Genomic DNA, 14,484 nt, shown 5'->3' with positions numbered 1-14,484 from the left:
GACACCCGCCCAATCTTCCGGTGCGCGGGCCATAATAGCTAACTCAAGATCCAAATGATTAAAGCCCGTAGAATTTTCGCGTTGGCGACAAGTGAACGCCCAAATCTTGGCGCATCTGCGCGATCTCGAACCTGAAAACGCACTTGCTTATAGCCGACGCCGGACGCCACAGCTCGTAGCATTAACTCAGTCCCAATGGACTTATAGGAATCGAAATGCCCAATGGATTCATACAGGTCGCGTCGGTACCCTTTCAATCCACAAAGTGGATCCAGAACTCCATAGCGCAAGCGCGTATACAACCCAAACACATGCTCGGCAAATCGCGCTTTAGAACTTCTTACACCGAGTACAAGTGAAGCGCCATTTTCCAGTTCAGCAATCAATCGCGGCAGAAGCGCAGGATCATGCTGGCCATCTGCATCAAGCGTAACAATATAATCCACGCCCAGACTAGCCGCCGCCTTGAAGCCCGAATTCAATGCATTATCGTAGCCTTGATTAATTGTATGATTGACGACAAGTGCACCCGCAGCCTCAGCAATCGTGGCGGTATCGTCTAGCGAATGGTCGTTTACAACGATGGATTGGCCAAAAGCGCTTGCAGCAGCTATGACATCAAAAATCGTACTTGACTCGTTGAATGCGGGAATAACGAAGGCTACTCGAGATCGGTCCATTTGAGATGCTCGCCTTGTTGCATGTCTTGACGCAGAACCTTCCCAACCACACTGTTGAGAAGGTAGGGTGGCAGGCTACCAATGGGACAGGGCCGCAATACCTCCAGGTCTTCGCGCTTGAGCACGGCCCCCGCCGGAATGTTCGTTGCCAGCCGAATTGCACGTCGCTGAAGAATGACAGTTTCCGCCTCATTTGCCTCCACCTTCTTTACACCGTTACCCAATGCGTTCTCAAGTTCTCGTGTCCGATCGACCATTTCGCGCCAGGTGCGGGAGTCCATCGAGAACTTGTGATCTGGGCCGTCACGAGAGATGTCGTCCGTGAAGTGCTTCTCAATCATCTTGGCTCCCAGTGCAACAGAACCAAGTACCGATGCATGCCCCGGCGTGTGATCGCTCAAACCCAGCACCATATTCGGATACATTTCCCTGTAGACCTTAAGAACATTGAGCTGGATGTATTTGAAGTTCTCAAGGCTGGCTGTGTAGTTGGTGTTGCATTGCATTAGGCAAACATTGCCATTCAAAGCAATAGCAACATTCATGGCGCGCTGAACATCATCAAAGGTGGATGCGCCACTCGCTAATATATAGGGTTTGTTTTTCGCCGCAATGTACTCGATCATCTCCAACCAAGTGATGTCTCCTGAGCCAATCTTGTAGGCTGGTACGTATGGGTCAATATGATCAACCAGTTCCATGCTGTAAGGACTGGTAAAGAACGTGATGCCTGCCTTGTCGCATGTTTCTTTAAGCGTATCGGACCATTCGACACTAACGCTAGCATCTTTGTAAACGCTGAAGACTGATTTTTTCCAGCCCGCTTGATGCGACTGCTGCCCTCCCAGTGAACGAAAGCCGCGATCACTGACAATAGTTTCTGCCGTGAAATGCTGAAATTTGGCTGCATCAGCTCCAGCCTCTGCAGCAAGGAAAATCAGATCCTTGGCTCGCTCCAGGTCACCATCGTGGTTTGCCGCAATGTCCGCGATAAAGTAAACGGGACTGTCAGCACCAACTTTTTTGTTTTCGATGAAGAATGAAGGATTTGCGTTCATAGTATGTACTCCTTTGCGACGCGCTCAAGTTCCGTTCGCAGTTTTGGCAAAGTCATGCCCATTGCCCCTTCGATCGCCGAAACATCCATTCGCATATCTTTTGGTCTATAAGTCTTTAGGAAGCTCACTTCACTTGTTGTGACACGTTTCAGGTTTGACGTTGGTAAGCCGGTCAATTCGCCGAACTGAAAAGCAAAATCAGCCTTGCTTGCACCTTCATGGGTTCCAAGGTTAAAGATGCCTGCGAGATCGGTTTCGACAGTCTGCTCAATGAGTTCACATAAACTGTGCATTGATAGAGGGCTGAACAATACATCTTCAAATACCTGAACCTCACGATCGGACGTGAGCTCTTGATACAGCCAGTCAGTGATGCTTTTCCTTTTCTCTGTTCGACTTTTACCAAAAAAATTTGTGCGCAATACGAGGCCATCGCCTGTCCTTGCAACCAACTCTGCGGCATATTTGGAAAAAGCATAGTAGTTGGTCAACATTACGCTTCCTTCGCGATGTGGACCAGCGCCATCGTAAACCTGGTCCGTCGAGATGTGAATCAAACGTGTTTTGAATGATAGAGACTCTGCTGCCTTCAGCACGTTCTCCACGGGAAGTACGTTCACCCTGTAGGCCTCGTTTGGATACTGTTCACACGAATCTACATTTGTGAGTCCAACCAGGTTGATGATTGCGGTTGGTTGTGTTTGAACCAACATTTCGCGAACCTGTTCGATTTCCTGCAAATCTGATTGAATATCTGCTTCTGGACCTCGTCCTTGGCCGATGCAACAATAGTTCTGCAAATAGGTTCCCGACGTTAAATTGCTACCAAGCAGCCCGGTTGCTCCCAGGATCAGCACATTCTGGCGAGAATCGCTCATTCAGTCACCACCCTTCTCAGCCAAAAGTGCAAATAGCAACTCCGCACGCAGCCAATCATCGTCTGTGTCAATATCGACAATTCGCCAATGGGGCACTATCAAACCAGCACCTTCCGAGTGCATTTTCCGCTGAGCTGTCCATGCTTCTGTTTTCCCCCAATAGAATTGGCCTGCGTCGTGGAAGGTCGGCGGCAGATCCTGGGTGCGAGTCATTTCATGTTCTGGCGATAGGAATTGCATCTTGCCGTTTTTTGCCCTCAGCAAAGCCCGTTGTACGGGATGGGCGAATTCTGCTACTGGGTACGCGAAGTTTGAACCACTTCCATTCATTAACGCCAAACCGGCAACCAAGTCTTCTGACCGGAGGAATGGAGCGCAGGGATAGATACAACAAACAGCCTCAGGGCAGGTGCCGAGGTCCGCCATTTCGGATATTCCGTGCGCTATAACAGGCACGGTAGGAGTATGGTCGTCGGCAAGCGTCGGAGGGCGCATAAAGGGAACATCAGCCCCAAATGCCGTGGCGATCATCGCAATTTCCTGATCGTCGGTCGAGACGACTACTTTGTCGAACAGTCCCGACTGCTTAGCCGCTTCAATAGACCAAGCGATCATGGGTTTTCCATGAAAACTCTTGATGTTTTTGCGTGGAATCCGTTTACTTCCTCCACGCGCTGGGATGATTGCGATATACATTCCGAGGCCTAGCTATTCAGATGCTCCCGATTTTGCTGCGGTTGCTTTCTATCCAAGCCTCAAGATCCTCCGGCGCCATCCAGCTGGGGTTGTTGTCGCTGGTGTAGCTGAAGCCCTCGGGCACTTTTTGGCCGTCCTTGATGCGTTCCTTGCATTCGTGCCAACCGTTAATAGCGGGCAGAATCTTGTAGTGCTCAGGGTACTCGTAGGTGTAATAGGCGTCTTCGGTACTGATCATCTGCTCGTGCAGCTTTTCACCGGGGCGGATACCCACCACTTCCTGCCTGGCCTGGGGTGCCACCACGCTTGCCAGATCGGTCATTTTCATGGAAGGGATCTTCTTGACGTAGATCTCACCGCCGACCATGTCATCAAATGCGTGCCAGACAAGCTCCACACCCTGCTCGAGCGAGATCATGAAACGGGTCATGCGCGGGTCTGTGATCGGCAGCACACCTTTGTCCTTGATGGACATGAAGAAGGGAATGACCGATCCACGTGAGCCCATGACGTTGCCATAGCGTACGACGGCAAAGCCGGTATCGTGGCCACCAGAATACGAGTTGCCTGCCACGAACAGCTTGTCTGAGGCCAGCTTGGTAGCACCGTACAGGTTAGCCGGGCTGCTTGCCTTGTCAGTTGAAAGAGCAACCACACGTTTGACGCCTTGGTCAATGCAGGCGTCGATCAGGTTCATGGCACCGTTGATGTTGGTCTTGACGCACTCAAAAGGGTTGTACTCGGCCGTGGGCACGATTTTGGTAGCCGCTGCGTGGACCACGTAGTCGACGCCATCGAGTGCACGGTACAGCCGGTCTTTGTCGCGCACGTCTCCGATGAAAAAGCGCACACGTGGATCACCTTCAAACTTCTTGGCCATGTCCCACTGCTTCATCTCGTCGCGCGAGAAGATGATGATTTTCCTGGGGTTGTACTTGGCCAGCGTCATGGGCACGAAGGTGTTGCCGAAAGAGCCGGTGCCGCCGGTGACGAGAATGGTTTGATTAGAGAGCATTTTGAATGGAAGTCTTTGTTAACAATTTTAACCACCTCAATTTTTAGCAGCGGATAGCACATCAATTGCGTGGGTCAAATATTCTGCAGCCAATGCCGGGTCCCTGACAGCCGGATTTTTCATTGGCCCATGAACGTCACACTTGATTGCGCAACGGCCAAAAAATTCCACAAGCTGAGCAGGGGAGATAGGTTCAACTCTCTCCAAACCCAAGAGCTCAATCAACTGAGCTTTCAGGTTACCGATTGTTCCCTTGGTGGCCTGAGGAAACTTCTGATACCAAGCCCCTCCAAAGTAAAGGCATGGTTTCCCATTGACCATTGCTTCCCAGCCCACAGTTCCTGTGACAGTTACCACCAAGGATGCCATCTTGACCAGAGTAATTGATGGCACTTCAAGATCACAAATGATGACATTGTCCAACGCTGACAACATCTCCCAGCAGCCCCGGCTTCGCCCCTGCTCGCCATAGAGCACACGAGCGAGTTGAGATGGATGCTCCTTGATGACCAATTTGTATCCATCAGGCAGTGCACGACTGAGCGCTCGCACGAGGTAGAACTGGTCGGAAGCATCGCCACCCAATGGGGTTGTAGTTAGCTCTGGCTGATAATGCAATGCGAAGTAGACGTACGGCCCTATTTCATGAGGATCAATTCTTCTGGCGAATTTTCGATACTCATTACTTAGCTCCTCCTTCTTTTTTTGCCCTGCGACCTTTAATTGGGAAAGCTCAACAACACCCAGGCTTTTGGTTCTGTAGATACCATCATAGAACTTGAACGTCGCGAGCTTTCCAGAGACAGTAAAACTTGCGCGAAAGTCTTTTCTTTTCACAACCCAACGATACAGTCCCAAGGCGAAGGCGTAAACGGTGGATGCTCCTGCAGTTGACGATATTCGACGTCTTAGCGAGTTCTGTTCTCGAGCCTGCATCTTCATATACCAGGGGTTCTGATGCGCAGAAAACAGGAAGGGCTCAATTCCTTCTTTATGCATTCTCGCCAAAACGGCTTGTTGACACCCCCCATTACCTGCCTCGATCGCTTCCCCACCTATTTCAGTGGTTAGATAGCACCATCCAGGAATAGAAGAAGCGTTGAACATGACAGTCTTTATGCCAAGAGCTTTAGCACAGAGATACAAAGGATAGTCATAGGGAAGATGCGGGGCGTTAGAGAATAGTACAAAACCGATGTCGTATTTCTTCAATACGAACATCCAATAGCTCAACTGCCTCTTAAATAGATCATCTCGCTCAGAAAAACTGAATCCGCCATAGTCAACTCTATCAAGAATCTTTAAATAGTTATAATACTCGACTCTACTCACTTCTCCTATATCAAAGACGTCCCCTTGATTTTCCCATCCAGGCACACAACCCTCTAAAGAGAACGCCTTCCATACATCGTGAAGAAAGACTCCTTGCAGCACATTCTCCGTGCGATTCGCTCCCACCCAATACACCAACTTGAGCGAGAGTTTTTTTTCCAGATCCTCGATAACATTTGACCAAAAGCGATCAATTGGTGCAGAGCATAATAAATTCATGGCAATCTCCAGCCCAGATCAATCAAGACTGAAGGCCGCGCCATATGAAGCAGAGGTCACCACTCCACCCATCCGACACCAGTTGGTCAACATTGCCATTTTGGCCTCAATAAAAAGAAATACCATTCATACGCATCCACCACCCTTTTGCCGCATCACTTTTCCATCAGCAACTTCAATGATGAAGTCACAATTCTTCAGAGTACTGATACGGTGGGCCACGATAAACAAGGTGAGGTCTCGGTCGAGCCCATCGATCGCGCCCATGACAGCTTCTTCGGTGGTGTTGTCAAGTGCGCTGGTCGCCTCGTCGAGCACGATCACATCTGCCGCCTTGTAGAGTGCCCGCGCGATACCAATTCGCTGACGTTGGCCTCCCGAAAGCTGTACGCCGCGCTCACCCACCCGTGTGTGATAGCGATCAGGGAAGGTGTCGACGGTGAGAGCAAGTTGGGCTTGTCTGGCGGCTTTTTCCACTCGCGCCAAATCCATCTTGTGGGTAGGTACGCCAAAGGCGATGTTCTCAGCGATGCTAGCGTCCGCGAGAAAGATCGCTTGTGGGACATGTGCTATGTGCGCCTGCCATGCAAGATTGTTGGCGGAAGAAACTTCAACGTCGTCAACCAGCATCCGTCCCCGCCCTGGTATCAGGAGGCCCATGACAATGTCGATCAAGGTGCTCTTGCCACTGCCTGTGGTGCCGACGATGCCAACGCGGCTTCCTCTTGGCACTTGGAGATGGACATCGTCCAGCACCCAAGCAGTATCAGGTCGGTACCGAAATCCAACGCCATCAAGGCGTATCTCTCTTGTGAATGGCAGGGGAGGCAGAGACGTATGGGTCAAATGCTCGGGCAGTGGTTGATCGAGAAGATCAAGGACATCGAGAATGGAGCGATTATTGCCCTTGAAATTTGTCCAGTTTTGATAGAGCTGCTGCAACATCGGCAGCAGCTTCTGAGCGGATACCGCGAGCGCCCCCAGCAAAGGCAAGGCACTGCCAAAACCGCCTGGACGCACTGTCAGCCAGAGGGCCAGCAATGCGATCAGCACCATACCTGTTGCTTCCATCAGGAAACGAGGACTTGAAGAAATGACCGTGTTTTGCGCCTGTGCTTGGCGAAGATGGCGGTCGGCGTCCTGAAAGATCGCACAGTAGGTGGGCTGGGTGCCGTCAAGCAGCAGGTCTCGAATGCCCCCCAGGCCTTCATTCAATGCTTTGACGCGGCGAGATGCGTGTAGGGCGACCTTACGGCTGTTGGCTACCAGGCGGGCACGAGCCAATCGGGTGATGGTCAGGTAAAGCACACCAAAGCTGACGATGCTAACCAGTGCAATCATTGGCTGATAGGCAATCAGTGCACCAGTAACAATGATCAGGGTGAAACTGGCCGCGAGCATTTGCACCATCGGGTAGATGGCGCCAGATACGACTGCTTGTGTCTTGCTGCTCACGGCGGTGATGATTTCGCTGCTGTTGCGCGAGATATGAACGGAATATGGCTGATATAAAGTGCGCCGATAGACTTCAAGGCTCAGATCGGCACCTGTCGCAAACGACAATCGAGTGCCGACCCACATGAGCAAAAAGCGCACTGCAGCCGCGACCAAGGCGGCCATGCAAAACACAATGGTGGCTGGAATCAAGAGCTCTTGTGCTTCCTGAATGCCGAAGATGCGAATCGCAGGTTGCAAAAGTTCATGCGTAAACACTTGTTCCGGTGCGGTGAGTATTCCAATAAATGGCATGACAGCACCAATAGAGAACAACTCCGCCAGCGAAGCGACGAACATCAACACCAGCAGCATGGCAAACTGTCTGCGTCGACGAGAAGCAATATGACCCCATAGACGAGCGATCAAGCCGCGCCGGTCGCCTTTTGTATCGCTTGGCAGGGTTGTGGCAGCGGCGTTGGGTTTCATCAAGCCTTGATCTTTGAATTTTTTGTCAAATTCATCACCGCATCCACGATCGATCGTTGGGTGTCGGTATTGAGATAGGCATGCATCGGCAAACTCATCACTCGCTTGGCAGCATCATCGCCATGCGGTAGTTTTGCCTGCTGATCCGCGACAGCTGGCTGCCTGTTCAGCGGAATAGGGTAATGGACCGCGGTGGGAATGCCTGCAGCCTTCAGCACACCTTGCACCGCCTCACGATCGTCCACAAGGATGGTGTACTGAGCCCAAGCGCTGATGTTGTGGTGTTCCACAAAAGGCGTTGTGCTGATGCCCGCCTCCTTGAACATGCGGTCGTAGGTGGCCGCAAACTTCTGCCGTTGCTGTATCTCTTCTTCCAGCACGGCCAGCTTGGGCAGCAAAATGGCCGCCTGCAGGGTATCCAGCCGGCTGTTTACGCCCACGCGAACGTGGTGATAACGGCGGTCTTGTCCGTGGCGCGCGATCTGGCGCATGACCTTGGCCAGTTCGTCGTCGTTGGTGAAGATGGCGCCACCGTCACCGTAGCACCCCAGTGGCTTGCTGGGGAAAAAGCTCGTACAGGCAATGCTGGTCAGATTGCAGCTCTTTCGCCCCTTGTACTGGGCACCAAAGCTTTGGGCGGCATCCTCAATGACTGGAACGCCATGCCTTGCGGCGACCGCATTGATAGCATCAAAGTCGGCACATTGGCCGTACAGGCTGACCGGAATGATGGCCTTGGTGCGCGGCGTGATGGCTGCCTCAAGCAGCGCCGGGTCGAGGTTGTAGGTGCGCGGATCGATGTCTACGTATACCGGTTTGGCGCCGAGCAGCGCCACCGTTTCGGCGGTGGCGATGTAGGTGAAGCCGGGCGTGATGACCTCGTCACCCGGCCCAATGCCCAAGGCCATCTGGGCAATCTGCAGGGCATCGGTGCAATTGGCCACCGTGATGCAGTGGCTAGCGCCGGTATAGGCACAGAGCTTGTCTTCCAGTTCGGCAACCTCGGGACCCAGGATGTACTGGCCGTGGTCAAGCACGCGCTGAATGCCCGCGTCGATGTCGGCTTTCAACCGCTGGTACTGGGATTTCAGGTCGATGAATTCCATGATTGACGCAGTTTGCTCAAGGGTGGCGGCGCAAGGTATCGCCGTCCAGGCTGTATACCTCACCGGTGTGCTTGCAGGTGGTTTCTCCCGCACCTAGCAATGGCAGAGGCAATTGTTCGCCGAATTCGCTCATCCACCCGATCTGCCTGGCCGGCACGCCTACCATGAGCGCATAGGCCTTGACGTCGCGGTTGACCACGGCCCCGGCACCAATGAAGGCGTGCTCACCAATGGTGACGCCACAAACGATGGTGCAGTTGGCACCGAGTGTCGCGCCCCTCCTGACCAGCGTATGGCGGTATTCGCTTTTGCGCTCAATGAGAGCTCGGGGGTTGTGGACGTTGGTGAACACCATGCTGGGCCCACAAAAGACCCCCTCTTCGAGCGTGACGTTGTCGTAGAGGCTGACATTGTTCTGGATCTTGCAACGGTCGCCCACCACCACCTTGTTGCCCACGAACACGTTTTGCCCAAGCGACACGCCCTTTCCCACACGGGCACCGCTGCACACGTGCACGAAATGCCAGACTCTTGAACCCTCTCCGATTTCGGCACCATCGTCGATCACCGCGCTGGGGTGTGCGGTGTAGTTCATTTCAGCCTCGCCAGAAAAGGATGCGCTTCACCACCTGTGCCACTGACGGCCTGCGCCGTGCGGATCACATTGACAGTCTCAATGCAGTGGCGCGCATCGTCCAGACCATACCCCCGGCCAGCGAGGATTTCCTGGTAGCTGATGGTGTGCAGATCCGTGAATCCTTCGCTGAACTCGAGTTGTTCGCCGCTGATGTCGATGTTGCGGTAGGTCGTCTTGCGGCCTTTGACCTCTTCTGGCAAATCGTTGGCGTCGATCGACAGAAACCACCTCACGCGGGCACGTTCGTATTCCAGGTAGCCTGCCGCCTTCGCCTCGCCACTGTAGTGGACCACGTTGCGTTGCAGCTTGCCAAAGATGAAATGCAGCATGTCGTAGAAATGCACACCGATGTTGGTGGCCACCCCAAAGGACTTGCGTGGGTCGCCTTTCCAGCTTTCTGCGTACCACTTGCCGCGGCTGGTGATGTAAGTCAGCTCCACATCAAACTTGGTGTTGTCGGCGGCAGCGCTCACCTTGTTGCGCAGGTTCACGATGGCCTGGTGGTGGCGCAGTTGAAGAATGTTGTACACCCGCCTGCCGGTTTCCCGTTCCACACGCGCCAGTTCGTCCAGCAATTCGGGCGTGGGAACCAGCGGTTTTTCACAGATCACGTCACATCCCAATCGAAGGCCTGCGGCAATATGCGCATGGTGCAGGTGATTGGGGCTGCAGATGGCGACATAGTCGAGCGCATTGGCGGGTTGACGCTTCAGGCATTGGGCATGCTCGTAGAAGCGCTCAAACTCGCTGAAAAACTCGCTCTGCGGTGAGATGCTGTCTATCACGCCCACGGAGTCGTTGATGTCATAGGCCACGGCCAGGTGATTTCCCGTGTCTTTGATGGCACGCATGTGGCGGGGGGCAATGTAGCCAGCCGCGCCAATCAGGGCAAAGTTCTTCATGGTGTGATTAGAGTCGGAAAACGGTAAACCCCAGTGCGGCAGCCTCGTGGCGGTTGTACAGGCCTTTCACATCGGAAAGCACGGGGTGTTCGCCCCTGCAAAGTCGGCGCAAGTCGCTCAGCTCGGCGTTCCGGTACTCGTTATGGCCCACTGCGACGATCAGGGCGTCCACCGGTTGCTCGGGGGTGATTTCGCCGAGCGAGAGGCCGTATTCGCGCTGCACTTCTTGCGCACTGGCCCAAGGATCGGCGACCACCACCTGGGCACCCCAGCCCAGTAGCTCGTTCACCACATCCACGACCTTGCTGTTGCGGATGTCGGGACAATTTTCCTTGAACGTGATACCCAGAACGCCGATGCGGCAACGCGGCACATCCATGCGGTTCTGCAGCATGCGCTTGACGGTGTTGCGCGCCACATAGCGCGCCATATTGTCATTGATGCGCCGTCCCGCCAGAATCACCTGGGGGTGATAGCCAAGCTCTTCGGCCTTGTGGGTGAGGTAGTACGGATCGACGCCAATACAGTGGCCACCCACCATGCCCGGCCGGAAAGGAAGAAAGTTCCATTTGCTGCCGGCAGCCTCCAGCACTTCAAGCGTGTCGATCCCGATGCGATCAAAGATCACGGAGAGTTCATTGACGAAGGCGATGTTGAGATCGCGCTGGCTGTTTTCAATGACTTTCGCGGCCTCTGCCACCTTGATGCTGCTGGCCTTCCAGGTACCCGCTTTGATGATCTGCGCATAGAGTTGGTCTACCACGTCCGCCACTTCGGGCGTTGAACCGCTGGTGATTTTCCTGATGGTCGTGAGTGTGTTGACCTTGTCGCCCGGATTGATGCGCTCCGGGCTGTAGCCACAGAAGAAATCCTGGTTGAACTTGAGCCCGCTGGCTTGTTCGAGTTCGGGCACACACACTTCTTCGGTGGCGCCCGGATACACGGTGGACTCGTAGATGACGATATCGCCCGCCTTGAGCGCGCGGCCCACGGTCTGGCTCGCTTTGCGCAATGGTGTCATGTCGGGGCGGTTGGCCTGATCCACAGGTGTGGGCACCGTCACCACGAATATCTGGGCCCGTTTCAAGTCTTCAGGATTGGCGCTGTACTGGAGGTGGGTGGCAGCGGCCAGGTCCGACGCACTGCATTCCAGGGTGTGATCATTTCCTGCCTGCAGATCGGCCACGCGCGTTGCGTCGATATCGAACCCCAACACCGGGCGGTGTTTTCCGAATTCGACTGCCAAAGGCAAGCCAACGTAGCCGAGGCCGATGATGGCAATGAGTGGATGGGCGGAGGTCATGAGCAAGCGTTTTTTTGGGAGTGAGTCGGACCAGTCAATTCACAGGGTCTTGCGCCAAGCGAAAGCGCCAGGGTGGCTGCTTGATTCCCAGTGCAACAAGGTCCCCGCCATCGCGCGGGAAGCGACAGCGATGCTTTCGATGCTCGACAGTGGGCAGGCGGTTGACATTGCCAGGAACATAGACCCCACGGAAATCCTTCAGGAAAAAGAGGTAGTAAGCGCTGAAAATGTCCACGCACAGCGGTTTGCCGGGAGGCGACTGAATCAGACGCGCATGCATCGAATCAAGAGCCTCTTGTTCTTCGGTCGAAAGGTCAAAGTACATCTGGCGAGGGTCCGTACTTCGCACAATCGAAGCCGCAAAGGTGTTGACGATCTGTTGGCTATCCACCCAGCGTGAGTGGACGTAGACGCACAAAGCGATCAGCACTGCCGCAGTCACCTGACCCCATGCCTTGGCTCGAACGGGAAGAAGTTGGCCGAGCAAGACCAGAAAAATGGGAATGGCAAGAAACAAAAAACTCGAAAAGGCAAACCGCCACGCTAGATTGGCATACGTAATGGTAGCCAGCAAGCCGGCGCTCCACTGAAACAGCAGCATCAACGGCAGGAGACCCGTCAGAAGCACGAACAGCATGGGCTTGATGGCCGCCCTCGATGGCAATCGCCATGCGACGAGCAGACTGACGCAGAGCAGCAATGTGCTCAGAGTGTAGAGCGTGTTCCAGCCGGTAGAACGCCTGTTGGCACCCTGCACAACCAAGTATTGACCATACCGGGAAACACGATCGGCGAGCATGCCCCAATCGCCCTGCATTGCCACCCTCAACAGTTCTGGGGTGCGGTATGAAAAGCGCAGCGCCAGGTAGAGACTGAGAGCGACCGCCATGAACAAAACCAAGACCCACAGCAAGCCCCTGCGCCCTCGGACATATAGAGCAACAACAATCGCCATGGCAAAGAGGAAGTAGGGAACCTCGGCCGCGTGGATCAGCGCCGTGAGCAGCAGACTGGCAGTAGAGGCCAGCAACATGAGCATGCGTCGCTCAGTAGACAAGGGCATCACAACCGCGTACAGCAGCGCCGCGCCCGCCAGCAGACATGTGGAGAGCGCAATTTGGTAGTTGATGGAGTACCAGGACATCCACGACATGACGACCCGGGACTCCCGACCACCAAAAACCGCCTGCGAATAAGTGCCCTGCATGATCAACCAGATGAGCACGCCCAGCCAGGCGAATAGGAGGAGCTCCGCTCGGTGAACGGTGGTGCGATGGAAGATCGTGCGAAGGATCCAATACCCAGACAGCCCGACGAGGGCAACGGCAAGCAAAAACTGGACGCGGTGCACGATAAGTGCCCGGTCAAAGAAGGAAGCGGAGGGCAGCCAGGAAAGTGCTCCGCTCCAAACCCAGTGCCAAAATCGCGAGCCTGAAATTCGCGGGCCGGCCAACTGGGCGGTGTCAATGGCTCCCATGTGCCACCACATGTCGTACCCCGGGTACATGAAGGGGTAGCTGTTCAAAATGAACAGCACGCCAAGCGCCGACAGTACGCAAAAGGCAGCGAGTGGGTGCAATAACCTAGTCACCATGGCACCCCTACGAGACGTGGGGTGAGCGACTGGTGGGCCGCTTTGGACCACCTGCTCAATCGAACTTCAATCAAGAGCACCTCATAGCCTGCGCTTCAACGGCCGCGGCTCCCCATCCACGACTGGAAGGGCCACCCGCCAGCACAGCCCGGAAGCGTCCGATGGAAAGTCAATTCCCTCCAGATCACTCAAAATCGCCTCGCGCGTGGACGACACCCATACCAACTCCATCAACAAAAAGCCCCTAAGTATTTGACTTACTTAGGGGCCTATGAGGCATGCCGAACATGCAGAGACTGAACTTTTGGTGGCCTGGGACGGAATCGAACCATCGACACGCGGATTTTCAATCCGCTGCTCTACCAACTGAGCTACCGGGCCAAACAGAAGCGGAAGTATAGCAGCTTTGCCATCGCCAAAATCAGGCGGGGCTCAGAGTGCGCTGCGCTTGCTGCGGGCCAGATCGACGCCCAGTTGCTTGAGCTTGCGGTACAGGTGCGTGCGCTCCAGGCCGGTCTTTTCTGCGACCCGCGTCATCGAGCCGGACTCCCGTGCCAGATGGTATTCGAAGTAGGCTTTCTCGAATTCGTCGCGCGCCTCGCGCAACGGGCCGTCGAGGTTGAACGACTGATGGGGTTGTGGGCCCACGTCCATGACAGGCTCGGGCAGTGTGCCGCCGGTCATGGCCTCTTCCACGGTGAGCTCGCTGGTGAAGCTGGTGCCCGACACTGCGGCGGTCACCATGGCCACGGCCGCCCGTTCGGCCGACTTGTTGAGGCCCTGATCAACCGCCTTGAGCAGCTTCTGCAGCGTGATCGGTTTTTCAAGAAACGCACTGGCGCCGATGCGTGTGGCTTCGACGGCGGTATCGATGGTGGCATGCCCGCTCATCATGATGACAGGCATGGACAACAGGCCGGTGCTGGCCCACTCCTTGAGCAGGGTCACGCCATCGGTGTCGGGCATCCAGATGTCGAGCAGCACCAGGTCTGGCCGCATTTGTGCGCGCACGGCCCTGGCCTGGGCAGCGTTCTCGGCGAGTTCGACCGTGTGGCCTTCATCATTCAGGATCTCGGAGAGCAAATCCCGGATTCCCAGTTCATCGTCTACAACCAGAATAGTGGCCATGGCTCGGTTCGTT

13 protein-coding genes and 1 tRNA gene are annotated in these 14,484 nt (G+C 54.7%); all 14 read right to left on the bottom strand.

Annotated features, from left to right (window positions below; genetic code table 11):
• Window positions 1–38: 38 nt before the first annotated feature.
• The 14 genes from J2W49_RS21400 to J2W49_RS21335 all read right to left on the bottom strand — a co-directional run bounded on the left by J2W49_RS21400 (window position 39) and on the right by J2W49_RS21335 (window position 14,471).
• Window positions 39–680: a glycosyltransferase family 2 protein gene (locus J2W49_RS21400; RefSeq protein WP_310320928.1), complete on the bottom strand. Its 642-nt coding sequence runs from the start codon at window positions 678–680 to the stop codon at window positions 39–41.
• Window positions 662–1,738: an N-acetylneuraminate synthase family protein gene (locus J2W49_RS21395; protein ID WP_310320926.1), complete on the bottom strand. Its 1,077-nt coding sequence runs from the start codon at window positions 1,736–1,738 to the stop codon at window positions 662–664. Before J2W49_RS21395 ends, J2W49_RS21400 begins: the two co-directional genes overlap by 19 nt.
• Window positions 1,735–2,616 carry an SDR family oxidoreductase gene (locus J2W49_RS21390; RefSeq protein ID WP_310320924.1) on the bottom strand — a complete coding sequence of 294 codons (882 nt, stop codon included), beginning with the start codon at window positions 2,614–2,616 and terminating at the stop codon, window positions 1,735–1,737. Before J2W49_RS21390 ends, J2W49_RS21395 begins: the two co-directional genes overlap by 4 nt.
• Window positions 2,617–3,312, bottom strand: coding sequence for a pseudaminic acid cytidylyltransferase (gene pseF, locus J2W49_RS21385; protein ID WP_310320922.1), 696 nt, complete (start codon window positions 3,310–3,312; stop codon window positions 2,617–2,619).
• 16 nt (window positions 3,313–3,328) lie between these two features.
• A complete protein-coding gene (gene pseB, locus J2W49_RS21380) occupies window positions 3,329–4,327 on the bottom strand; it encodes a UDP-N-acetylglucosamine 4,6-dehydratase (inverting) (RefSeq protein WP_310320920.1) in 999 nt (332 codons plus the stop codon).
• Window positions 4,328–4,363: 36 nt separating this feature from the next.
• Window positions 4,364–5,878 (bottom strand): capsular polysaccharide export protein, LipB/KpsS family, encoded by a 1,515-nt coding sequence (locus J2W49_RS21375; protein WP_310320918.1) that lies wholly within the window; start codon window positions 5,876–5,878, stop codon window positions 4,364–4,366.
• A 126-nt stretch (window positions 5,879–6,004) separates the two neighbouring features.
• Window positions 6,005–7,801 (bottom strand): ABC transporter ATP-binding protein, encoded by a 1,797-nt coding sequence (locus tag J2W49_RS21370; RefSeq protein ID WP_310320916.1) that lies wholly within the window; start codon window positions 7,799–7,801, stop codon window positions 6,005–6,007.
• Window positions 7,801–8,910, bottom strand: a complete 1,110-nt coding sequence (locus J2W49_RS21365) for a DegT/DnrJ/EryC1/StrS family aminotransferase (protein ID WP_310321325.1) — start codon at window positions 8,908–8,910, stop codon at window positions 7,801–7,803. Before J2W49_RS21365 ends, J2W49_RS21370 begins: the two co-directional genes overlap by 1 nt.
• Window positions 8,911–8,923: 13 nt before the next feature.
• Complete coding sequence (locus J2W49_RS21360) at window positions 8,924–9,502, bottom strand: acyltransferase (RefSeq protein WP_310320914.1); 579 nt, start codon at window positions 9,500–9,502, stop codon at window positions 8,924–8,926.
• On the bottom strand, window positions 9,499–10,446 hold the full coding sequence (locus J2W49_RS21355; protein ID WP_310320912.1) for a Gfo/Idh/MocA family protein: 948 nt from the start codon (window positions 10,444–10,446) through the stop codon (window positions 9,499–9,501). Before J2W49_RS21355 ends, J2W49_RS21360 begins: the two co-directional genes overlap by 4 nt.
• A 7-nt stretch (window positions 10,447–10,453) precedes the next feature.
• Entirely contained in the window at window positions 10,454–11,749 is a 1,296-nt protein-coding gene (locus J2W49_RS21350; protein ID WP_310320911.1) for a nucleotide sugar dehydrogenase, read from the bottom strand.
• Window positions 11,750–11,783: 34 nt separating this feature from the next.
• Complete coding sequence (locus tag J2W49_RS21345) at window positions 11,784–13,286, bottom strand: hypothetical protein (protein WP_310320909.1); 1,503 nt, start codon at window positions 13,284–13,286, stop codon at window positions 11,784–11,786.
• A gap of 362 nt (window positions 13,287–13,648) precedes the next feature.
• Window positions 13,649–13,724 (bottom strand) — tRNA-Phe (locus J2W49_RS21340).
• A gap of 51 nt (window positions 13,725–13,775) precedes the next feature.
• Window positions 13,776–14,471, bottom strand: coding sequence for a response regulator (locus J2W49_RS21335; RefSeq protein ID WP_310320907.1), 696 nt, complete (start codon window positions 14,469–14,471; stop codon window positions 13,776–13,778).
• Between the last annotated feature and the right edge of the window lie 13 nt (window positions 14,472–14,484).

Source organism: Hydrogenophaga palleronii (assembly GCF_031457455.1).
Taxonomy (GTDB): Bacteria; Pseudomonadota; Gammaproteobacteria; order Burkholderiales; family Burkholderiaceae_C; genus Hydrogenophaga; species Hydrogenophaga palleronii_A.
This window is presented reverse-complemented; position numbering and strand designations above follow the sequence as displayed.